Source organism: Brevibacterium sp. ZH18 (genome assembly GCF_022748595.1).
Taxonomy (GTDB): Bacteria; Actinomycetota; Actinomycetes; order Actinomycetales; family Brevibacteriaceae; genus Brevibacterium.
In genome coordinates, this window is the sequence record NZ_JALDSX010000006.1 from 98,359 (window position 1) to 118,951 (window position 20,593).

Annotated in this window: 24 protein-coding genes; 21 read left to right on the plus strand and 3 right to left on the minus strand. The window is 63.2% G+C overall.

The genetic code is table 11. The features are described 5' to 3' along the window. The 8 genes from MPN20_RS04125 (at position 1) to MPN20_RS04160 (ending at position 4,853) form a co-directional block, all read left to right on the plus strand. Entirely contained in the window at positions 1-231 is a 231-nt protein-coding gene (locus MPN20_RS04125; protein ID WP_009885102.1) for an RNA-binding protein, read from the plus strand. Between the two features lie 163 nt (positions 232-394). Continuing rightward, positions 395-895, plus strand: a complete 501-nt coding sequence (rimM, locus tag MPN20_RS04130) for a ribosome maturation factor RimM (protein ID WP_242779814.1) — start codon at positions 395-397, stop codon at positions 893-895. Between the two features lie 23 nt (positions 896-918). Next, positions 919-1,752 (plus strand): tRNA (guanosine(37)-N1)-methyltransferase TrmD, encoded by an 834-nt coding sequence (gene trmD / locus MPN20_RS04135; RefSeq protein ID WP_242779870.1) that lies wholly within the window; start codon positions 919-921, stop codon positions 1,750-1,752. 181 nt (positions 1,753-1,933) lie between these two features. After that, on the plus strand, positions 1,934-2,275 hold the full coding sequence (rplS, locus tag MPN20_RS04140) for a 50S ribosomal protein L19 (RefSeq protein ID WP_242779816.1): 342 nt from the start codon (positions 1,934-1,936) through the stop codon (positions 2,273-2,275). 34 nt (positions 2,276-2,309) lie between these two features. Continuing rightward, positions 2,310-2,933, plus strand: coding sequence for a signal peptidase I (gene lepB / locus MPN20_RS04145; RefSeq protein WP_242779818.1), 624 nt, complete (start codon positions 2,310-2,312; stop codon positions 2,931-2,933). A gap of 161 nt (positions 2,934-3,094) precedes the next feature. After that, on the plus strand, positions 3,095-3,802 hold the full coding sequence (gene lepB, locus MPN20_RS04150; RefSeq protein ID WP_242779820.1) for a signal peptidase I: 708 nt from the start codon (positions 3,095-3,097) through the stop codon (positions 3,800-3,802). Beyond that, positions 3,802-4,539, plus strand: coding sequence for a ribonuclease HII (locus MPN20_RS04155; RefSeq protein WP_242779821.1), 738 nt, complete (start codon positions 3,802-3,804; stop codon positions 4,537-4,539). The genes lepB (MPN20_RS04150) and MPN20_RS04155 overlap by 1 nt, the downstream gene beginning before the upstream one ends. Next, entirely contained in the window at positions 4,536-4,853 is a 318-nt protein-coding gene (locus MPN20_RS04160; RefSeq protein ID WP_167950694.1) for a DUF2469 domain-containing protein, read from the plus strand. The genes MPN20_RS04155 and MPN20_RS04160 overlap by 4 nt, the downstream gene beginning before the upstream one ends. 27 nt (positions 4,854-4,880) lie before the next feature. On the opposite strand, the gene MPN20_RS04165 is transcribed toward MPN20_RS04160, so the two are convergent. After that, positions 4,881-5,045, minus strand: a complete 165-nt coding sequence (locus MPN20_RS04165; RefSeq protein WP_242779824.1) for a hypothetical protein — start codon at positions 5,043-5,045, stop codon at positions 4,881-4,883. A 100-nt stretch (positions 5,046-5,145) separates the two neighbouring features. Between MPN20_RS04165 and MPN20_RS04170 the strand changes: the two genes are divergently transcribed. The 4 genes from MPN20_RS04170 to MPN20_RS04185 are packed head-to-tail and all read left to right on the plus strand — an operon-like array spanning position 5,146 to position 9,344. Continuing rightward, positions 5,146-5,502 carry a YraN family protein gene (locus MPN20_RS04170; RefSeq protein WP_242779826.1) on the plus strand — a complete coding sequence of 119 codons (357 nt, stop codon included), beginning with the start codon at positions 5,146-5,148 and terminating at the stop codon, positions 5,500-5,502. Beyond that, positions 5,499-7,049 (plus strand): YifB family Mg chelatase-like AAA ATPase, encoded by a 1,551-nt coding sequence (locus tag MPN20_RS04175; RefSeq protein WP_242779828.1) that lies wholly within the window; start codon positions 5,499-5,501, stop codon positions 7,047-7,049. The genes MPN20_RS04170 and MPN20_RS04175 overlap by 4 nt, the downstream gene beginning before the upstream one ends. A gap of 22 nt (positions 7,050-7,071) precedes the next feature. Further along, a complete protein-coding gene (gene dprA, locus MPN20_RS04180; protein WP_242779830.1) occupies positions 7,072-8,256 on the plus strand; it encodes a DNA-processing protein DprA in 1,185 nt (394 codons plus the stop codon). Positions 8,257-8,312: 56 nt separating this feature from the next. Next, complete coding sequence (locus MPN20_RS04185) at positions 8,313-9,344, plus strand: tyrosine recombinase XerC (protein WP_242779832.1); 1,032 nt, start codon at positions 8,313-8,315, stop codon at positions 9,342-9,344. A gap of 49 nt (positions 9,345-9,393) precedes the next feature. On the opposite strand, the gene MPN20_RS04190 is transcribed toward MPN20_RS04185, so the two are convergent. Continuing rightward, positions 9,394-10,434, minus strand: a complete 1,041-nt coding sequence (locus MPN20_RS04190; protein WP_242779834.1) for a peptidoglycan DD-metalloendopeptidase family protein — start codon at positions 10,432-10,434, stop codon at positions 9,394-9,396. Positions 10,435-11,111: 677 nt separating this feature from the next. On the opposite strand from MPN20_RS04190, the gene rpsB reads away from it, so the two are divergent. The 9 genes from rpsB to MPN20_RS04235 all read left to right on the plus strand — a co-directional run bounded on the left by rpsB (position 11,112) and on the right by MPN20_RS04235 (position 19,277). Further along, positions 11,112-12,059, plus strand: a complete 948-nt coding sequence (rpsB, locus tag MPN20_RS04195; protein ID WP_242779836.1) for a 30S ribosomal protein S2 — start codon at positions 11,112-11,114, stop codon at positions 12,057-12,059. 33 nt (positions 12,060-12,092) lie between these two features. Continuing rightward, the gene (tsf, locus tag MPN20_RS04200) at positions 12,093-12,920 is read left to right on the plus strand and encodes a translation elongation factor Ts (protein WP_242779838.1); all 828 of its coding nucleotides are present in this window, start codon (positions 12,093-12,095) and stop codon (positions 12,918-12,920) included. Between the two features lie 173 nt (positions 12,921-13,093). Beyond that, the gene (gene pyrH, locus MPN20_RS04205; RefSeq protein ID WP_242779840.1) at positions 13,094-13,846 is read left to right on the plus strand and encodes a UMP kinase; all 753 of its coding nucleotides are present in this window, start codon (positions 13,094-13,096) and stop codon (positions 13,844-13,846) included. 186 nt (positions 13,847-14,032) lie between these two features. Next, positions 14,033-14,590, plus strand: a complete 558-nt coding sequence (frr, locus tag MPN20_RS04210) for a ribosome recycling factor (protein WP_242779842.1) — start codon at positions 14,033-14,035, stop codon at positions 14,588-14,590. After that, complete coding sequence (locus MPN20_RS04215) at positions 14,590-15,615, plus strand: phosphatidate cytidylyltransferase (protein ID WP_242779844.1); 1,026 nt, start codon at positions 14,590-14,592, stop codon at positions 15,613-15,615. Before frr ends, MPN20_RS04215 begins: the two co-directional genes overlap by 1 nt. A 169-nt stretch (positions 15,616-15,784) precedes the next feature. Beyond that, positions 15,785-17,092 (plus strand): 23S rRNA (adenine(2503)-C(2))-methyltransferase RlmN, encoded by a 1,308-nt coding sequence (gene rlmN / locus MPN20_RS04220; RefSeq protein ID WP_242779846.1) that lies wholly within the window; start codon positions 15,785-15,787, stop codon positions 17,090-17,092. An 83-nt stretch (positions 17,093-17,175) separates the two neighbouring features. Next, positions 17,176-17,736, plus strand: coding sequence for a DivIVA domain-containing protein (locus MPN20_RS04225; protein WP_242779848.1), 561 nt, complete (start codon positions 17,176-17,178; stop codon positions 17,734-17,736). Next, positions 17,729-18,412: a hypothetical protein gene (locus MPN20_RS04230; RefSeq protein ID WP_242779850.1), complete on the plus strand. Its 684-nt coding sequence runs from the start codon at positions 17,729-17,731 to the stop codon at positions 18,410-18,412. The genes MPN20_RS04225 and MPN20_RS04230 overlap by 8 nt, the downstream gene beginning before the upstream one ends. Before the next feature lie 55 nt (positions 18,413-18,467). Further along, complete coding sequence (locus MPN20_RS04235; protein WP_242779852.1) at positions 18,468-19,277, plus strand: methyltransferase; 810 nt, start codon at positions 18,468-18,470, stop codon at positions 19,275-19,277. Between the two features lie 114 nt (positions 19,278-19,391). On the opposite strand, the gene MPN20_RS04240 is transcribed toward MPN20_RS04235, so the two are convergent. Continuing rightward, entirely contained in the window at positions 19,392-20,591 is a 1,200-nt protein-coding gene (locus tag MPN20_RS04240) for an acyl-CoA dehydrogenase family protein (protein ID WP_242779854.1), read from the minus strand. Between the last annotated feature and the right edge of the window lie 2 nt (positions 20,592-20,593).

The following is a 20,593-nucleotide window of genomic DNA, read 5'->3' on the forward strand; positions in this document are numbered from 1 at the left end:
ATGTTGGCTGATTCGCTCGAACACCTGGTCCGCGGCATCGTCGATCATCCTGACGATGTGGCAGTTCGATCCCGTTCATCACAGCGCGGGACGACGCTCGAGGTCCGGGTTCACCCGGAAGACCTCGGCCGTGTCATCGGTCGTGCAGGGAGAACCGCTAAGGCCCTGCGCACTGTGATCAACTCTCTTGCCGGCCGTGAGTCGGTGCGAGTGGACCTCATCGAGGCGTAACACCTTCATCATGAGAGGGGCGCAGCACACCGCTGCGCCCCTCTTCTGCATTCACCCGGCACCGCCTCGGCACCGTGCACGGTTAGACTGCACACTGACATACCCTCAGTCGCCGAGGCTGCAGGAACACAGATACGACGCGCACAAGAGCACGAGGAGCAGCATGGACACGGTGATTGCCCGGTTGGGCAAGCCGCACGGCATCAAGGGAGAGTTCACCGTCGAGGTGCGCACTGACCGACCCGACGAACGCCTGATCCCGGGGCGGGCGTACTCCACCCAACCCGACATCGGAGAGCTCACACTGAAGTCCGCGAGGTGGCACCGGGACCGACTGCTGCTGGCCTTCGACGAGGTGGCCGACCGGAGCCGCGCCGAAGAGATCCGCAACACTCTCATCCTCACCGACGAAGTCGAAGACGAGGAAGAAGACGACGCCTGGTACCTCGAAGACCTCATCGGACTCGCCGTCTTCGACGGAGAGAACCGTGTCGGTGAGATCGTCGACGTGACGAATGGCACCGCGCAGGATCTCCTCCATATGAAGCACGAGACGGGACATGAGGTTCTCATCCCCTTCGTCACAGCAATCGTTCCGGAGGTCGACGTCGAAGCCGGCTGGATCAAGGTCACCCCTCCGGCCGGTCTTCTCGACGCGGAATGAGTGATTCGCGCATGAACCGTGCGATGTCGATCGATGTCGTCTCGATCTTCCCGGAGTACTTGGCCGGACTGAAGCTGTCCCTCATCGGCAAGGCCGTCGAGCAGGGACTGATCGACCTCGACGTCCATGACCTGCGGGACTTCACGTTCGACCGCCACAACACCGTCGACGACTCTCCCTACGGGGGAGGCGCCGGCATGGTGATGAAGGCCGAACCGTGGGCCTTGGCCCTCGAGCACATCCTGGGCCACGGTCCGGTTGTTGCCGACGACAGCCTCGGGGGAGGTGTGGGCATTGTTGACGACAGCCTCGGCGGGGATCCGGGCAGCGCGACCACGTCTAAGCCGATCCTCATCGTTCCCAGCCCTGCCGGCACCGTGTTCAAACAGCGCATCGCCGAGGAACTCGCGGGAGCCGACCACCTGGTGTTCGCCTGCGGGCGCTACGAAGGCATCGATCAGCGCGTCATCGACTGGGCGGGTGAGCACTTCGACCTGCGGCCGATGAGCATCGGCGACTATGTCCTCAACGGGGGAGAGGTCGCCTCGATGGTGATGATCGAGGCCATCAGCCGGCTCATCCCGGGGGTCATCGGCAATCCTGAGTCGCTGACCGAGGAGAGCCATGAGGACGGTCTCCTCGAGTACCCGATCTACACGAAGCCAGCCTCGTGGCGCGGACACGACGTGCCGGAGATCCTGCTCAGCGGAAATCACGGGGCGATCGCCCGCTGGCGACGGGACCGCCGGCTCGAGCGGACCGCCGAAGTTCGACCGGATCTGCTCGCCGAGCTGACGAATCTTGACAAGCACGATCGTGCGGTTCTCGACGAGTTGAGTCAAGAGCCGAAACCGTGACAGAATAAGTCGTCGCGGTTGTTGGCATCCACCTGCTTCAGGGGGATGGGTGCCCTAGCCGTCCGCCGATGTCATCATCAGCGGATTTCGGGGAGTGATCCCGGCAGACGATCCAATCACCGGTTCATCCGGTCCGATATGCGTGTCCTCGACCTGAAGCAGGGGATACAGGAGAAACACAATGCAGAAGCTCGATGTTGTCGATGCAGCCTCGCTGAAGTCCGACGTTCCCGCGTTCCGCCCCGGTGACACCCTCAACGTCCACGTTCGCGTGGTTGAAGGTTCCCGGTCGCGTATCCAGGTTTTCAAGGGAATCGTCATCCGTCGCCAGGGCGACGGTGTCCGCGAGACGTTCACCGCCCGTAAGATCAGCTTCGGCGTCGGAGTCGAGCGCACCTTCCCGGTGCACTCGCCCATCGTCGAGAAGATCGAGGTCCTCAGCCGCGGCGACGTTCGCCGCGCCAAGCTGTACTACCTGCGCAACCTGCGCGGCAAGGCTGCACGTATCCGCGAAAAGGCCTGATTCATTGCCTGGCACCGTGGGTGAAGATCACACAGTGCCGAAGAACACAGAGAACGCGACCTTCGGGTCGCGTTTTCTGTTCTCGGCGCGGTTTTGGAAGGTCGTCGCGATCGTCGCCGTCCTCATCATCGTCCTCGGAGGATCAGTCCGTGGCTTCGTCATTCAGAGATTCACGATCCCCAGTGCCTCCATGCAGCCGACGCTCACGGTCGGCGAAACCATCACCGTCTGGCGCCCTGATGCACTGCGCGGTGACATCCAGCGCGGTGACATCGTCGTCTTCGACGGCCGCGGCTCCTTCGTCAACGACGCCCCGCCATCTCCGCTGCAGAAGATGGGCTCGTGGGTGGGTCTCGGTGACCGTGACGTCTACTATGTCAAGCGCGTCATCGCCGTCGGCGGTGACACAGTCAAGTGCTGTGACGCCCAGGGTCGGCTTCTGCTCAACGACGAACCCCTCGCCGAACCGTACGCACCGAAGCCTGCCTCGGCCGTTGACTTCTCGATCGAAGTGCCGCCCGACACGATGTGGGTGATGGGCGACAACCGGAACAATTCTGCGGACTCACGAGCGCTGCTGGGCCGTCCGGGCGGCGGGTTCATTCCGCTCAACCGGGTCATCGGACCCGTGATCGGACACGGTTCCTCGGTCGACTGAGTTCTTGCCAGACACATTTTTAGTGTGCTTCGCGATGACGCGGGCGCTGGGTTCTTCGCCGCGATCGACATGGGACTTGCCTGAGCATTTCTGCTGGGTGGGGCTGGTACGCTCATTCCAGTCCAGATGCGGAACATGTGGTCCGATGCGAAAGCGAACGAATGCCAACCGAAGCAGCAGAAGCCTCCCCTCCTTCAGGCTCGAAGAAATTCCTCAACGGCCTGCTCGAGACGCTCGCGATCATCGTCGTCGCCATCCTCATCTCGACAGCACTGAAGACCTGGGTCGTCCGTTCGTTCTACATTCCTTCCGGGTCGATGATGCAGACCCTGCAGATCGATGACCGAGTCCTCGTCAACCAGCTGGCGCCCCGCTTCGGTCCTGCCAATCGCGGTGACATCATCGTCTTCGACGATCCCGACCACTGGCTCTCCGCGGCCGAGACCTCGACGTACAAGCCCAACCCGCTCCTCGAGTTCGTCGGCCTGGCTCCGTCGGATGCGGGAAGCCAGCTCATCAAGCGCGTCATCGGCGTCGGCGGTGACACCGTCGAGTGCTGCGACGCGCAGGGGCGTCTCCTCGTCAACGGCTCACCGATCGACGAAACGTATCTCGAGGACGGAATGGATCCGTCCGACATGAAGTTCAAGATCACCGTGCCTAAGGACCACTACTGGGTGATGGGCGACAATCGCAGCAACTCCGCAGACTCCCGCTACCATGTCGACACACAGCCGTACGTGTCCGAAGACGATGTGGTCGGAACGGTCTTCCTCATCAACTGGCCGCTCAAACACTTCAAATGGGTGAGCAACCCGGAGGATGTCTTCGCCGACGTTCCTGCGCCATCTGGAGTCACCGGCAGCTGATGGTGCGAACACTCACTGGACTGCACGACCTCAGCCTCGAACGCAGCCTGCTGGCCGAAGGATTCGACCATGTCATCGGCATCGATGAAGTCGGCCGGGGGGCGTTGGCCGGGCCGGTCAGCGTCGGCGTCGCTCTCTTCGATCTGAGACAGGTCACGGCCGCCGAGGTGCCTGCAGGCATCCACGACTCCAAACAGCTCAGCGCGCAGTCGCGTCAGGCCGCGACCACTCGAGTTCAGCAGTGGGCCACGACCACCGCGGTGGGTTCGACGAGCCCGAGTGAGCTCGATGAACTGGGCATGACGATGGCATTGAACCTCGCAGGCCGTCGGGCGCTGACCGAGGTGCTCGCGACCCATGGTGCCGGCACTGAGTTTCCACCGCGCACGATGATCCTCCTCGACGGCAAACATGACTGGCTGTCGGCGCCACTTACGCTCGACTGCCTGGGGATATTCGGGTCCGCCGCGGACCTCGAACTGCCTGCGGTGCGGACCGTCATCAAAGGCGACGGAAGCGTTCCGGTCATCGCTGCGGCGAGTATCGTTGCCAAAGTGGATCGGGACGAGCTGATGATCAACCTCGCCGAGGCGCATCCCCAGTATGGTTGGGAGTCGAACGTGGGATACGGGACCGTCAGACACCGGCAGGGCATCGTCGAGACCGGACCCAGCATTCATCACCGAAGAAGCTTCCGCCTGCAGGCGGCACACGACGCGAAGGAGGGATCGTCATGAGCACTGATGATCTGGACGACTACGAAGCCCAACTCGAACTTCAGCTCTACAAGGAATATCGCGATGTCGTGGGCCTGTTCGCGTATGTCGTGGAGACCGAACGCCGGTTCTACCTGGCCAATCATGTCGACCTCAAGGCACACAACGATGCCGGGGACGTCTACTTCGAGCTCACACTGCGTGATGCGTGGGTGTGGGACAGCTACCGTTCGGCGCGCTTCATCAAGACCGTGCACGTGCTGACGTTCAAAGACGTCAACATCGAGGAGATCGCCAAGAGCGACCTCGAACCGCCGACGTCGATCGGCGGCTGAGGCGGTTTCTCAGACATACAGGTGCGATCACAGAACCGCATTGAGCCCGCTGCGCTGCGCATCTGATTCGATGGCGATGTCGATGACTATGGCGATGTCGATGACTATGGCGAAGTCGATGACTTGAGAGCGACGGTCTGTGGATTCAGTTCCGACTCGCGCGCTGTGAGCCTGTGGATGACCGCGTGTCATCCACAGGCTCTTTCTCTGCCCTACCGCGATGGCCCGGTGCGGTGGTGGGGTAGTTCCCATGGGCAGGACAACTGGCAACCGAAACCCCACATCTCGGGGCATGCGACAGCGGGCTCTCGGCCGGACGGGCGAAGATCTCGCAGCGGCCTTCCTCGAAGGTGAGGGGATGATCGTCCTCGAGCGCAATTTCCGCTGTCAGCAGGGAGAGATCGACATCATCGCCCGAGACGGAGGGACAATCGTCTTCGTCGAAGTGAAGGCAAGGCGGACTCTGGCGCTCGGGTCTCCTCTGGAGGCTGTCACGCGGGCGAAGCTCAAGACCATCAGGATGGTCTCCGGTGTCTGGCTGCGGCAGCAGAACGAGTTCTATCCCTCGACCCGCATCGACGCCATCGGAATCGTGATGGAACCCGAGCCCGACTACTCACACCGACGCAACGTGCAGGTTGACTGGTGAGTGCCGAAGCGAAGCTCAATGTCATCGGGCGCTCCTCGGCAGTCGCCCTGTGGGGGCTGGCAGGCAAGATCGTCTCCATAGAAGCCTGCGTCAGCGCCGGCCTTCCGGGCATCGACATCGTCGGACTGCCGGATGCCTCGGTCAGCGAATCACGGAAACGGCTCCGAGCGGCCCTGGCCTATCTGGGAATTCCGGTCGCCACTCAGCACGTGACGATCAACCTCACCCCAGGGACGGTGCCGAAGATCGGCACGGGCTTCGATCTGGGAATCGCCGTGGCGGTGCTCAAAGCCCAAGGCGTCATCACAAGGGAGGACACCGAATCGATCATCCACTGCGGTGAGCTCGGGCTCGACGGTCGAATCCGCCCGGTCAACGGCGTGCTTCCAAGTCTCCACAGCGGACTGCAGGCGGGTTTCGACCGATTCGTCGTTCCAGCCGGAAACAGCCGCGAGGCATCACTGCTCGGCGGTGCCCGCGTGAAGGCGATCTCCTCCTTGGCCGAACTCGTCAATCTCTACGGCGGAGACCTCACCGTTCCAGAGCTGCCAGCCGTCATCGAAGCCGAGACCGCTGCCAGCGGTGCTCCGGAACTCCACGACCTGTCGGAGGTCCAAGGGCAGGCTGAAGCACGCTTCGGGCTCGAAGTCGCAGCAGCCGGTGGCCACAATCTGCTTATGCGAGGCACTCCGGGTGCCGGGAAGACACTTCTGGCACAGTGCCTGCCCGGCATCCTGCCGCCGCTCGACGACGCCCAGGCGGTCGAGGTCGCAGCAGTCCGTTCGCTGCGCGGCGAGCTCGAGGGTGGCGAGGGACTCGATCATCGGCCTCCGTTCGAAGCACCTCATCACCGCAGCACCGCCTCGGCGCTCATCGGCGGGCGGAAGCCCGGGACGATCGGAATACTGAGCAAGGCCCATCGAGGTGTGCTCTTCATGGACGAGGCTCCGGAGTTCTCGCGCGACGTGCTCGAAGCGCTGCGACAGCCGATGGAAGCACGACAGGTCCACATCCACCGAGCGTGGGGATCCATGGTGCTGCCGGCCTCGTTCCAACTGGTCATGGCCGCCAACCCGTGTCCCTGCGGGGCGGGAATGCAGGGGATCGAGACCACATGTCGGTGCACGCCGACGGACAAACGCCGCTACCGGAACAGGCTGTCAGGGCCCCTGCTCGACCGAGTCGACCTGCAGCTCGAGCTGTTCCCGGTCTCACCTGCCGACATCCGCCTCGGAGGAGGCCAGGAAGACAGTGCCACGGTGGCTGCGCGGATTCGACTAGCGCGGAAGAGGCAGGAGGACCGCTACACAGACTGCGCGTGGAGTCTGAACTCCGGCGCGCCAGGAGCTTGGCTGCGGGAGCACTTCGCGATGAGTCCGAGTGCCCTGCGCGATCTTGACCGTGCTCTCGAGACCGGAAGGATCACGATGCGCGGATACGACCGGGTGCTGAAGGTGGCGACCACGCTGGCGGACCTCGAGGGAGTGGAGGCACCGACGCCGGACAAGATCACGGCGGCATTGTCGCTGCGGACGCAGGACTCATGAGCAACGCAGGGGAGGACTTGAGATGAGCACGGACGATGGTGTGCGGGCAGCAGTTGCCGCACTGCTGAGAATCGGAGAACCAGGGGACGAGCTGCTCAAACGACTGGTCGATGAGATCGGGCCGAGCGCCGTCCTTGAGCTCGTGACGGCCGTGGGAGACGGACGCACTTCGGCGGCGGAGGCAGCCGCGAGCCTGGCGACGATCATCCATACGGATCCGGTCAGCGGACAAATCGGCGAGGCGTTCGACAGGTGGGCCGTTCGGGGTGAGAGCGCGGCCGGCGCTCGCGACCTCGACAGTGTCGCACGGCTAGGTGGTCGCCTGGTCATACCCAGTGATGACGAATGGCCCACGCCGCTGTCCGACCTGGGACCTGCGGCACCGCTGGGACTGTGGGTGCGCGGAAATGCTCGATTGGATGCTGCTCTGGCCCGCTCCGTTTCCATCGTCGGAGCGCGGGCTGCGAGTAACTACGGCACCAAATGCGCCTCAGATCTTGCTTGGGATCTGGCAGCTCGGGGCATCTCCGTCGTCTCCGGCGGAGCCTTCGGAATTGACGCAGCAGCTCACCGGGCCGCGATCGCGAGGGACGCGACCACCATTGCCTTCATGGCGGGGGGAGTCGATCGCTTCTACCCCGCGGCGAACAGCGAACTGTTCGAACAGGTGCTCGAACGCGGAGCCATCGTGTCCGAGACAGCTCCGGGTATGACACCCATGCGCCACCGCTTCTTGCTGCGTAACCGCCTCATCGCAGCTGCGTCTCTCGTCACCGTCATCGTCGAAGCCGGATGGCGCAGCGGGGCGCTGAACACCGCGCGGCACGCGCTCGAACTCTCGCGAGTGGTCGCAGCCTTCCCCGGGTCGGTCTACTCGGCGTCCTCGACGGGCACACACCGGCTGATCCGACTCCACGAGGCAGAGTTGGTGACCAGCTGTGATGACGTGCTCGAACTCATCGACGACGAAGAGCCGTCGCTCTTCGACACGCACAATCGTCACGCCGAGGACCCGATCGACGACCTCGACGAACGGGAGAAGATCTGCCTGAATGCCCTGTCTGCCACGAAGGCACTGGACGTCGGAACTGTGGCGGGCCGAGCCGGACTGACTGTTGCGAACACGCTCTCGGCGCTCGCCGTCCTCGAACTTGCAGGTCTCAGCATTCGCCGAGACTCCGGGTGGGTGAAGCTGCGCAGAAAATAGCGCTGCGGACGCGAACAGTCCGAAGAATGCTGCGGGAGACCACGTAGCCTGGGACTGTGACCTTATCGACGACAATCGCCGAGGTGGTGTCCGGCTATGCCGACCACCTCCGTTCGCGTGACGTCTCCGTGCATACCGCGAGGGCATACCTCTCCGATGTCACGGACTTCTTCGAACACGCGAAACACCTGCCTACTGTGAGCGATGCTCCAGTCGCAGGGGACGCTCCAGTTGCAGGCGAGGGTCCCGCGGCGGACGAGGCTCCCGCGAGGGACGAAGAACCAGCAGCCTACGGTCGTGGCATCAAAGACATCGGTCTCAACGATCTACGTTCATGGCTCATCGCCCTCGACGATGCCGGTGCGGCGAAGTCGACAGTGGCGCGGAAGATCGCCGCCCTCAAATCTTTCTTCACTTACTGCGTCCGACACCAGGGGCTGGAGAACAACCCTGCAGCCCGCCTGCGGACGCCGAAGAAGGACTCCCGCCTGCCCACTGTGCTCAAACCTCAGCAGGCCGCCGACCTCGTCTCGATCGCTCGAGCCCCGGTGCCCCAAGATGGCGGGACCGACCCTGCGGAGATCGCGAAATTCATTCGTGACACAGCCATTCTCGAGATGCTCTACGCCACGGCCGTGCGCGTCTCGGAGCTGACCGGGCTGAACCGCAGCAATGTCGATCAACAGCGATCGATGATCACAGTCTTGGGCAAGGGAAACAAAGAACGTCGAGTGCCATTCGGCAAACCGGCACAGCTGGCACTGGAGAAATGGCTGGCCGTGAGGACGACATTCGCTTCCGATTCCAGTGACGACGCGTTGTTCCTCGGGCTGCGTGGGGGACGTATCGGGGCCAGACAGGTCAGAGAGCTCGTCCACAGATACGGGTCGGACGATCCGAGCGCACCCGATATCGGTCCGCACGGTCTCCGGCACTCGGCTGCGACGCACATGCTCGACCGGGGCGCTGATCTGCGCCAGATCCAGGAGCTGCTGGGTCACTCGACAATGAGCAGCACCCAGATCTACACGCATGTCTCGATGCAGCGACTGCAGGAGACCTATCGCCAGGCCCATCCGAGGGCGTGACCGGAGCGCATTTCGTCTGGCACCGACCATGCCGAGTGCCGATCGTCTGTCACTTTCGGAACTCCCAATGCCACGGCTCGGGGAGCGAACCGCCCTGGCGAGCCCACCCCGGATGTATCCATCCGAACTTCGGTGCGTTCGCGCGCATCCACTGGTGCTCGGCGCTGCCGAAGGAATTGATCCCGCCGCCGAGGTCGACGGCCAGAGCCCAGCCGTGATTCGACGTTCCAGGAGTCGCCGCCATTCGGCCCTTGCGGCGCTTGAGGATGACCTGAGTGGCGTAGTCACGGTAGGCGTCCGTGACAGAGATCGGAGCATTGAATCGAGCTTCGTACGCATGAGAGAGCCGGTCGAATGACTTCTGCGCGTCACAGCGCAGCATCTGGCCGGGGGCTGATCCCAGTACGCACATCGCTGAGTCGGGAATCCGACCGTTCCGGTGACCGCCCCAGGCGCCGGCGCCTGAGGTCGTACTGTCCTTACCCGGTTCCTCAGCAGGTTCCCGCGCAGGTTTTCTGGCAAGGGGGAGCAGGATCGACTGTTCGTGTCCGAAGAACTTCGCCGGGTCGATGTAGACCTTGTTGCCGCCTGCCTTCCACACTCCGATGTGCAGGCATGACGTGTCGCAATGGGAACCGTCACCGACCTCGCCGATCTCCTCTCCGGCTGCGAATTCGTCGCCCTTCTTGAGATCAGACGTCGCTGCTTGGAAGGAGACGATGTATCCGGAGTCCGTTTCGATGCTGACAGTCTCGGCGCCTGCCACCGACCCTCTGAACCGCAGGACTCCGGCAGCAGGGGCATGCAGTGGCTCGCCGCTCATCGCATTTACATCGATACCGCGGTGCCCGGCCAACCAGGCCTCCTTCGGAGGGTCGAAGGCTTCTAGGATCTCCATCGCGGGAATAGGGGAGGCCCATGTGACACCGGGGGCAGCCCTCTCCGCAGCACTTGCCAAGGGCATTCCCACCTCGGTGATGGTGAACGCCGCGACCATCAGGCATGCGGTGATGACGGTGCAGATGCGGTGAGCGATCTGGGCACTCCGAATTGCCTGGACGGTCCGAGAGGGAACAGCGAAGGGATGCATAGGCTCATCGAAACGCAGCAGACCACGGAAGTCAGGGGTGCGAAAACCGGCTGTGGACAACGGTGCGCTCTCCACACCTCAGGGACGCATGAGTGGCAGATTCGTCCACAGCGCATCACTCTCGAGTGGGCGGAGGTCTGCACTGGTCAACGGGCTGCCTCGATCTCAGACGTGAATGGTCGTGCGAACGAATGCTCGGCCTTGCCCGCTCGTTGCTCCGTCTGTCCACCGCCCGGCACGCTCAAGTCAGCTGTCCAGCCGGAAGGCGTGCAGTCCACGGACGAAGTGCGGCGTGCAGGCCATGGACGAAGTGCGGCGTGCCGTCCACGGGCGAAGTGCGGCGTGCAGGCCATGGACGAAGTGCGGCGTGCAGGCCATGGACGAAGTGCGGCGTGGTCCACCGCTGTGACGGACGCCACGTGAGCGAGTGGTCTCCAAGTGGAAAAGGCTTGGGCAACGGGGATAGACTAGCCCCAGCAGAAGCGTGTCTTCTGACTACGCGTATCCGATTTCTTCTCCATCCCATGGTGCAAGTGGCCCGTCAGGGCGAACTTGTGGGGCGGACGAACCGGATACCAGGAATCAACCGAAAAGGTCTCTGTTGCCGTCAGCTTCATGCTGTCGTTGCGCAGTGACGTAAAAGCACCTCCGGGTGCAATAGAAAGGAGGGCGTCGGCATGGCCGTCGTCACCATCCGCCAGCTGCTCGACAGCGGCGTTCACTTTGGACACCAGACCCGTCGTTGGAACCCGAAGATGAAGCGTTTCATCTTCACCGAGCGCAACGGCATCTACATCATCGACCTGCAGAAGTCGCTGGGCTACATCGACACTGCATTCGAATTCGTCAAGGAAACCGTCACCCACGGTGGATCGATCCTCTTCGTCGGCACCAAGAAGCAGGCACAGGAATCGATCGCCGAGCAGGCCAAGCGCGTCGGCCAGCCCTTCGTCAACCAGCGTTGGCTCGGCGGTATGCTCACGAACTTCCAGACCATCTCGCTGCGTCTGCGCCGCCTGAAGGAACTCGAAGAGCTCGACTTCGACGACGTTGCGGGCTCCTCGCACACGAAGAAAGAACTGCTCATTCTCCGTCGTGAGAAGGACAAGCTGGAGAAGACCCTCGGTGGTATCCGCGACATGCAGCGGACCCCTTCGGCTGTCTGGATCGTTGACACGAAGAAGGAACACCTCGCCGTCAACGAAGCGAAGAAGCTGGGCATCCCGGTCATCGCGATCCTCGACACCAACTGCGACCCAGATGAAGTCACTTACCCGATTCCGGGCAACGACGACGCCATCCGCTCGGTGTCCCTGCTGACGCGCGTGATCGCCGACGCCGTGGCCGAAGGCCTCATTGCTCGCCACTCCTCGGACGATGACAGCGGAGAGAAGAACGTCTCTGCAGTCGAGCCGATGCCCGAGTGGGAACGCGAACTGCTCGAGGGCAACGAGCCGGCCTCGGAAGAAGCCGCTGCTCCTGCCGCTGACGCTGCTGAGAAGCCTGCTGAAGCCGCTCCTACCGCTGATGCTGCTGATGAGAAGCCAGCCGAGGCTGAAGCACCTACTGCCGAAGCGACGGAAGAGCCTGCCGCTGCAGACTCGACCGAGTCGACTGAGTCCTGATTTCCTTTACCTCCACCATCCTTAGGAGAAAGAATGGCAAACTACACTGCCGCTGACATCAAGGCATTGCGCGAGAAGACCGGCGCCGGAATGATGGACGTCAAGAAGGCTCTTGACGAAGCTGACGGCGATCAGTCGAAGGCTATCGAGCTTCTTCGCGTAAAGGGCCTCAAGGGCGCCACCAAGCGCGAAGGCCGTTCGACTTCCGACGGTCTCGTCGCCTCTCACGTGGACGGCGGAGTCGGAACGATGATCGAGCTCAACTCTGAGACCGACTTCGTTGCGAAGTCCGATCCCTTCATCGCCCTCGCCGACGAAGTCCTCGCACTGGCTGTGTCGAACAAGGCTGATTCGGCTGAGGCTCTCCTCGCCGCCGAAGCCGACGGCAAGCCCGTCTCGCAGTTCATCACCGAGAGCGGAGCGACCCTGGGCGAGAAGGTTGCCCTGCGTCGCGTCGGACGCATCGAGGGTGCCAAGGTCGAGTCCTACCTGCACCGCACGAACAAGGACCTGCCTCCGCAGGTCGGCGTGATGGTCGCGTACGAAGGTGACGACTCGACTGTCGCCCACGACGTCGCCGTGCACATCGCAGCGATGGCCCCGAAGTACTTCTCCCGCGAAGAGGTCCCCGCTGACCTCGTGGAGAACGAGCGTCGCATCGCCGAAGACACCGCGAAGAACGAAGGCAAGCCCGAAAAGGCTCTGCCCAAGATCATCGAAGGCCGCGTCAACGGCTTCTTCAAGGAGAACTGCCTGCTCGACCAGGGATTCGCCAAGGATCCCAAGCAGTCCGTGGGCAAGGTCCTCGAAGCTGCCGGAGTCAAGGCAACCGGCTTCCTGCGCTACCGCGTCGGAGCCTGAAACACCATTGACCGCTGAATTGGTCTTCACGGATCGGTTCAGCAGTCACTTCGCTTGAGAGGGAACTCTTCAGCGACTGACGGGGTCGGACCAATCGGTCCGACCCCGTTTTCGCTAAACTGACATCGACGACTCATCCGGGCTTCAACCTGCCCGTACGGAAGAAGGACTTTATGACATCCACCCCGGTTCACGAATCCAGTCATGCCAGCCGACCAGTCCGCACCCACCGGCGCCGCGTCCTCCTTAAACTCTCCGGTGAGGTATTCGGCGGAGGCAAGATCGGTGTCGACCCCGATGTCGTCGCAGCGGTGGCTCGTGAGGTCGCCCCGACAGTCGAAGACGTCGAAGTCAGCATCGTCGTCGGCGGAGGAAACTTCTTCCGCGGCGCCGAGCTCTCGCAGCGCGGTATGGACCGCACCCGTGCCGACTACATGGGCATGCTCGGAACCGTCATGAACTGCCTGGCTCTGCAAGACTTCCTCGAACAGTTGGGAGTCGACACCCGCGTGCAGACGGCCATCCCGATGTCCCAGGTCGCAGAGTCCTACATTCCTCGCCGTGCCATGCGCCACATGGAGAAGAACCGCGTGGTCATCTTCGGCGCCGGAGCCGGCCTGCCCTACTTCTCCACCGACACTGTCGCCGCACAGCGCGCCCTGGAGATCCACGCCGACGAAGTGCTCATCGCCAAGAACGGTGTCGACGGTGTCTACACCGCCGACCCGAAGATCGACCCCAACGCGAAGAAGATCACCGAGATCACCTATCAGGAGGCTCTGCAGAAGGGACTCAAAGTCGTCGATGCCACCGCCTTCTCGCTGTGCATGGACAACAAGCTGCCGATGCACGTCTTCGGCATGGAGGGTGAGGGCAACCTGCGCCGGGCGATCGTCGGAGACAAGATCGGCACACTGGTCAAGTAACGCTCGACGAGCATCCGGTCAGGGCGACGAGGCGGCCGAATGCGTGCCGGCGAACGCGGGCGATCGGCTGCTGAGAATCCGCCGCCGGTGGAGCCGGAGAACCACTCCGGGACTGCTGGGTGCGGCATTTGTGAACTATGGCCCATAGAATGAAACCAAAGATCCTATCGACGGAAAGAGTGAGTCGTGATTGAAGAAACACTGGCCGAGGCCAGGGAGAAGATGGACAAAGCTGTGGAATTCACACAGGATGACTTCTCTTCCATCCGCACTGGTCGTGCCAACCCCGCACTGTTCGCCAGCATCGAAATCGAATACTACGGTGCGCCGACGCCGCTGCAGCAGCTGGCTTCGTTCCAGACTCCTGAAGCTCGCACGATCCTCGTGACACCTTACGACCGTGGCGCACTGGGCGACATCGAGACTGCTCTGCGCAACTCGGACATCGGCGCCAATCCCGCCAATGACGGCAACGTCATCCGCGTCGTGCTCCCGGAGCTGACCGAAGAGCGTCGCAAGGAATACGTCAAGATCGTCAAGAGCAAGGCCGAAGACGGCAAGGTCTCGATCCGCAACATCCGTCGCCATGCGAAGGAGACGTTGGAGCGCATCAAGAAGGACGGCGACGCCGGTGAGGACGAAGTCACTCGCGGCATCTCCGAACTCGATGAACTGACCAAGAAGAAGGTCGATAGCATCGATTCGCTGCTGTCGAAGAAGGAAGCTGAGCTTCTCGAAGTCTGATGATCGCATTGACCGGGCCCGATTCTCCAGCGTCTGATCCGGCTTCCCTCGGGGAGCCGGATCAGACGCCGCGTGCCCAGAGCTCCGAGACACCCTTCCCCAAGCGCAGAGATCTGCGGAACTCGGGGAAGAGCTATTCGCCCGATGAGGCGGCAGCCGCCGCTGAGGCTGAAGGAACCGAGGACACCATCCCCGAGGTGGCGCCTAAGGACTACGGCAAGGCGGGTAGGAACTTGCCTGCCGCCATCGGCATCGGACTGCTCATCGGCGGAATCGTCTTGGCGTCCCTCATCTTCCTGCCTGTCTCATTCGTTGTTCTCGTGCTCGTCGCCATCGTCGCCGCGATGTGGGAGCTAGCCAACGCGCTGTCGCGCTCGGGCTCGCTCGTGTCCCGGGTCCCGACCATGGTGTCGGCTGCGTGCATGGTGATGGCTACCTACTTCGGTGGCCGTGAGGCCCTGTGGGTGACCTTCGCGGCCAGTGCCGGAGCAGTCATGCTCTTCACGATGATCGAGCGCCGTAAGAATGCAGTCAAAGACGTTTCACTCTCCTTGTTCGCCCTCACCTATGTGGGGCTGATGGCCTGCTTCGTGGTCTACATGATCACGCAGCCCGACGGCAATCTCTACGTGATCGTGTTCCTTGCCTCGGTCGTCGCATCGGACACCGGGGGATACGTATTCGGCGTCCTGTGGGGCAAGCATCCGATCGCGCCGCGGATCTCACCGAAGAAGTCCTGGGAAGGCTACGCGGGTTCGGTCGTCTTCGCGGCCACGGTGGCCACCATCCTCGCGGTCACCCTCGTCGGCGCCCCGTTCTGGACCGGGCTGGTCATCGGTGTCGTGATTCCCGCCTTCGCCACCCTCGGCGACTTCAGCGAATCGATGATCAAACGCGATCTCGAGCTCAAGGACATGGGAACACTGCTTCCAGGCCACGGCGGAGTCATGGATCGTCTCGATTCGATCCTGCCGACCGCGCCGGTCGCTCTCGTGATGTTCTCGATCCTGCCCGGCTACCTCTAAGCCGCAGCGGCTCCCGGATCCCGGCCATCTCCGGATCCCAGCAGTTCCCGGACCCCAGTCACTCCCGGATCCCGGTCACCGCGGGAGCTGACTCACCCGCGAGAGTCGGATCCACCGACGTGGCGGCACGCACACCCCATTGATTCGACCGCCGTGAGACAATGGTGACGTGAGTTCTCAAGCAGGCAGCAGGCAGACCAGACCCGTCGTCGAACATCCCGACGGCACGACATCGAAGACCCCGATGCGCGACGGTCGTCCCCTGCTCAACTTCAAATCGCCGCGAGCCAGCCAGCCGCAGCAGCATCTGGCGGACATGACCATGGACGAGCGCATCGCCGCCGTCAAGGAGATGGGCCTGCCCGCGTTCCGCGCCAAGCAGCTCTCCACTCACTACTTCACTCATTATCAGACCGACGTCGAGGCGATGACGGATCTGCCGAAGGAGCTGCGCTCAGATCTGCAGGAGCGGTTCTTCCCGCATCTGCTCACCGAGGTGCGTCGACTGCGGACGAAGAACGGCGACACGATCAAGTTCCTGTGGCGACTCTACGACGGAGCCCTCGTCGAATCAGTCCTGATGCGCTACCGAAACCGTGTCACCCTCTGCGTCTCCAGCCAGTGCGGCTGCGGCATGAACTGTCCATTCTGCGCCACCGGGCAGCAGGGGCTGACCCGTAACATGTCCGCCGCAGAGATCGTCGAACAGGTCATCCGCGCGAACCAGGTCATCGCAGCCGGCGAGCTCGCTCCCGCGCCCAACGGAGACATGCCTGACGACGGGGAGACCGCGCTCGGCGCCGAAAGCGACGAAGAACAGGGCGTCACGCCCGAGGACACGGTCGATGAGACCGAGGCGTCCACCTCGGCGACGGGACCCGAACGAGTCTCGAACATTGTCTTCATGGGCATGGGGGAACCCCTGGCCAACTACAAGCGCGTGATGAACGCGGTGCGCCGGTTCGTCGAACCCGCGCCGCAGGGACTGGGCATGTCGGCCCGTCGGATCACCATCTCCACGGTCGGACTGGTCCCGGGCATCAACAAACTCGCGGCCGAGGACATCCCTGTCACGTTCGCACTCAGTCTCCACGCACCCGATGACGAACTGCGCGACGAGATGATCCCGGTGAACACCCGATGGAAGGCCGACGAAGCCATCGACGCCGCTTACAACTACTACAAAGTCACCGGACGCCGCGTGAGCATCGAATACGCGCTGATCAAGGACATGAACGATCATCCTTGGCGTGCGGAGCTGCTGGCGAAGAAACTCAACGCTCGCGGTCGTGGTTGGGTCCACGTCAATCCGATCCCGCTCAACCCGACTCCCGGGTCGGTCTGGACCGCCTCGGATCCTGCCGTGGCGAACGAATTCGTGCGTCGCCTCGTCGACCAAGGCATCCCGACGACCATCCGCGATACCCGCGGTTCGGACATCGACGGGGCCTGCGGCCAACTCGCCGCCGCGGACTGACACGTCGCGAGCACACAATTTCTGCTCCCGCCATTTATCATGGTGGAAACGACACTTACCCACGATTCGCTTCTGGAGGCAACATGGCGGACACGACTTTCCCTCGAATGTCCGGATGGAAGAACGGGTACGACCCGAAACAGGTCGACAGTTTCTTCAAACGTGCGCGTGAATCCTTCGAGCGTCCGACGCCGCAGCCCGGTGACCTGGACTCCCGTGCAGTGAGGACCGTCGGCTTCGACCTGGTGCGCAAGGGATACCACGTCGCTGTCGTCGATGCGGCACTCGACCGTTTGGAAGATGCCTTCGCGAAACAGGCTCGCGACCGGCTCATCGCGCAGTCCGGCCAGGATGCCTGGGTGTCCGAACTGACCCGTGTGGCCTCGTCCCTGCGGGGACGCCTTGTCCGCGAACCAGGCGAGCACTTCGACAATCCGGCTCCCGGAGTCATCGGCTACGACATCGATCAGGTCGATGACATGTGTGAGAAGGTCAACGCCTACTTCACCCAGGGTGTGGCCATGAGCGTCGACCAGGTTCGCCGAGTCCTGTTCAAGACCGCCAAAGGCAACAAGGCCTACGACGAGGATCAGGTCGACGCCTTCATCGACCGCGTCGTCGAAGTGATGGCTTCAGTTGACTGATTTCCACTACTTCGAGCAGCCCAGCGACACGTCTTCGGGCACACTCAATCCGGTGTACGAACTGCTCGACTTCCCGATCGTTATGGGCCAGGCCGACGACATCGTTCTGACCGGCCCTGCCCCAGAGGCCCCCTTGGTCGACGGGCGCAAAGTCACCGACCCGCGGCTGGTCAAGGCGCTGTCGAAGCCGATCACACTCGACCGCGCCGAGGTGCTCGACCGGAGCGCGAAACTCGGTGGGATCCTTCGAGCTATGGGGCTCGTCGACCGCGACGGAGAGACGATCGCCATCGCCATCGCCGAGGATGTGCCGCCGATCGCGCGAACGCTGAGCATCCTCGCCGCTATCCGAATCGGCGTGAACGTCGACCTCAGATCCGCCGGCGCTGAGCAGAGCCAGAAACAGGTCACCGCTGTCATCCACACGATCGATGCCGCACCGATCGATTCAGGCCGAGCATCGGTCAAAGTCATTCGCTCCCGGTTCGAAGGCATCGGCATCACTGTCGCAGGCAAGACCGCGAACCTCGATCAGGCGATGCGGGACTCACGTGTCGAATCCGCCGAGGTGGCAGCTCTGTCCCCGGGACACCCTCTGATCCTCACCGAGGACGGCCATCTGGATGCCCGAGCCAGCCTTGCCTGGCTGTCCCGGGAGGCTCTTCCTGAGGCCTGACGACGCCTCTGCCCGTGGCCCGAGAGATCCAGACGGATCTTCGGCAGGACCATCGTTGATTTCGACCCTTATCGATCGCCTGCGCGGGGCGGGTTGCGTCTTCGCTGAAGACGAGGCGCGCATTCTGCTCGACGCGGCACATGAGCAAGCGGCACATGCTTCTCGCCCATCTCCGTCCAGTGATGTGACCGACCTTCTGGACGCGCTCGTTGCCCGCCGGATCGGTGGCGAGCCCTTAGAACAGGTCGTGGGGTGGGTGCAGTTCTGTGATCTGCGGCTGCACGTCGCTCCCGGAGTCTTCATTCCCCGCCAGAGAACAGTGCTGCTGGCCGAACGGTCGATTCGCGCAATGGAGGAGGCAGGGCCTTCGGCCCGGTTTCTCGAGGCCTTCTGCGGGGTCGGGCCAGTCGCCACAGCGGTGGCCAGGTCGGTCCCGGGAGCGGAGATCCACCTCGGCGATCATGACGAGACGGCGCTTGCGTGTGCCAGGAAGAACGTCGGACCGAGGGCCCACAGCCACCAGCTCGCATGCCTGACGGGGCTGCCGCAAGCGCTGCTGCCGGGCGGCTTCGGCGTCATCTCCGCCGTCCCGCCCTACGTTCCCGACGCCGCTGCGGAGTTCCTGCCCAGGGAGGCGATCGACCACGAGGCGCCGACCGCGCTATTCGGGGGAGTCGACGGCTTGGACATGGTTCGTGGCCTCATTCGGGACTCGCGTGAGTGGCTGGCGCCGGGCGGGACGGTGCTCATCGAGCTCGGCCGCGAGCAGCGACACGCAGCCGCTGAATGCGCGCGGACCTGGGGATACAACGCCAGCAGCACTCTCGGCGATGACGAGCAGACGACGGTGCTCGAGCTGCGGTGATCGGGGCCCGCGGGCCGGGGCCCACGACCCCGCGGGCCTGGGGTCTCGCGACCCCGCGACCTCGCGACAGTGAGCGACGAGGTCGGCGCTGGTTCCCAGCGCCGACGCTCGATATCAGTTCGCGAAGGCGTTGATCCCGGTCATGGTCCGGCCCAGGGTGAGCTGGTGGACCTCATGGGTGCCCTCGTAGGTGAGTACCGTTTCGAGGTTGACCGCGTGGCGCAGCGGTGGGTACTCGCTGGTGATGCCCGATCCGCCGAAGAGCGCGCGCAGGTCGCGGCACACGTTCATTGCGGTGTCGACGTTGACCATCTTGCCCAGGCTGATCTGCTCGGGACGCACACCCTTCTCAGAGTCCTTGATCTTGCCCAGGTGGGCCGCCAGCAGCGTGATCTGCGAGTACTGGCCGAAGGCCTTCGCAAGCTTCTGCTGAGTGATCTGGAACGAGGACAGCGGGCGATCGAACTGGATGCGGGTGCCGGTGTACTCCAGCGCCGACTGCAGGGCGTCGCGAGCAGCGCCGGTGACGCCGAAGACGATGCCGTAGCGTGCTTCGGACAGGCAGGACAGCGGTCCCTTGAGTCCCTTGGCCTTGGGCAGCATCGCGTCTTCGGGCAGGCGGACGTTGTCGAGGACGATCTCGCCGGTGATCGAGGCCCGCAGGGAGATCTTGCGGTGGATCTCGGGAGTCTGAACACCTTCGGTGCTGCTGGGCACGACGAAGCCGCGGACGACCGGCTTGCCTTTGTCATCGACCTCTTCGGTCTTGGCCCAGACGACCATGACATCGGAGACGGGCGAGTTCGTGATCCACATCTTCGCGCCGTTGAGGATCCAATCGGATCCGTCCTTCTTCGCGGTCGTCTTCATACCCGACGGGTCCGAGCCGACATCGGGTTCGGTCAGGCCGAAGCAGCCGATGGCCTTGCCTGCTGCCATCTTCGGCAGCCATTCTTCCTTCTGCTCTTCTGAGCCGAAGTGGTGGATCGCGAACATTGCCAGCGAACCCTGCACGGACACGAGGGAACGCAGACCGGAGTCCACGGCTTCGAGCTCACGGCAGGCAAGGCCGTACTGGGTAGCGGTGGATCCGCCGCAACCGTATCCCTCGAGATGCATGCCGAGGAGTCCGAGTTCGCCCAGCCCCTCCGCGAGCTCCCGCGCCGGGATCGTAGCGTCGAGGAAGTAGTCCCCGATCTGCTCGCGAACGTTCTCGTCCAGCCACTTCTTCACGATCGATGCGAATTCGAGGTCATCGGCCTCGAAGACCGAATCCAGTCCCAAAATGTCGTCAGGGGTCAGCGTTGCACTCATAA

Bases quoted from the DNA above. Each gene is read 5' to 3' on its own strand.
- MPN20_RS04240 (WP_242779854.1), bottom strand. From the start codon at position 20,591: ATGAGTGCAACGCTGACCCCTGACGACATTTTGGGACTGGATTCGGTC.
- MPN20_RS04170 (WP_242779826.1), top strand. From the start codon at position 5,146: ATGCGACAGCGGGCTCTCGGCCGGACGGGCGAAGATCTCGCAGCGGCC.
- lepB (WP_242779820.1), top strand. From the start codon at position 3,095: ATGCCAACCGAAGCAGCAGAAGCCTCCCCTCCTTCAGGCTCGAAGAAA.
- MPN20_RS04190 (WP_242779834.1), bottom strand. From the start codon at position 10,434: ATGCATCCCTTCGCTGTTCCCTCTCGGACCGTCCAGGCAATTCGGAGT.
- MPN20_RS04155 (WP_242779821.1), top strand. From the start codon at position 3,802: ATGGTGCGAACACTCACTGGACTGCACGACCTCAGCCTCGAACGCAGC.
- tsf (WP_242779838.1), top strand. From the start codon at position 12,093: ATGGCAAACTACACTGCCGCTGACATCAAGGCATTGCGCGAGAAGACC.
- dprA (WP_242779830.1), top strand. From the start codon at position 7,072: ATGAGCACGGACGATGGTGTGCGGGCAGCAGTTGCCGCACTGCTGAGA.
- pyrH (WP_242779840.1), top strand. From the start codon at position 13,094: ATGACATCCACCCCGGTTCACGAATCCAGTCATGCCAGCCGACCAGTC.
- MPN20_RS04215 (WP_242779844.1), top strand. From the start codon at position 14,590: ATGATCGCATTGACCGGGCCCGATTCTCCAGCGTCTGATCCGGCTTCC.
- MPN20_RS04165 (WP_242779824.1), bottom strand. From the start codon at position 5,045: ATGACACGCGGTCATCCACAGGCTCACAGCGCGCGAGTCGGAACTGAA.
- MPN20_RS04160 (WP_167950694.1), top strand. From the start codon at position 4,536: ATGAGCACTGATGATCTGGACGACTACGAAGCCCAACTCGAACTTCAG.
- MPN20_RS04225 (WP_242779848.1), top strand. From the start codon at position 17,176: ATGGCGGACACGACTTTCCCTCGAATGTCCGGATGGAAGAACGGGTAC.
- rimM (WP_242779814.1), top strand. From the start codon at position 395: ATGGACACGGTGATTGCCCGGTTGGGCAAGCCGCACGGCATCAAGGGA.
- MPN20_RS04125 (WP_009885102.1), top strand. From the start codon at position 1: ATGTTGGCTGATTCGCTCGAACACCTGGTCCGCGGCATCGTCGATCAT.
- trmD (WP_242779870.1), top strand. From the start codon at position 919: ATGTCGATCGATGTCGTCTCGATCTTCCCGGAGTACTTGGCCGGACTG.
- rpsB (WP_242779836.1), top strand. From the start codon at position 11,112: ATGGCCGTCGTCACCATCCGCCAGCTGCTCGACAGCGGCGTTCACTTT.
- rplS (WP_242779816.1), top strand. From the start codon at position 1,934: ATGCAGAAGCTCGATGTTGTCGATGCAGCCTCGCTGAAGTCCGACGTT.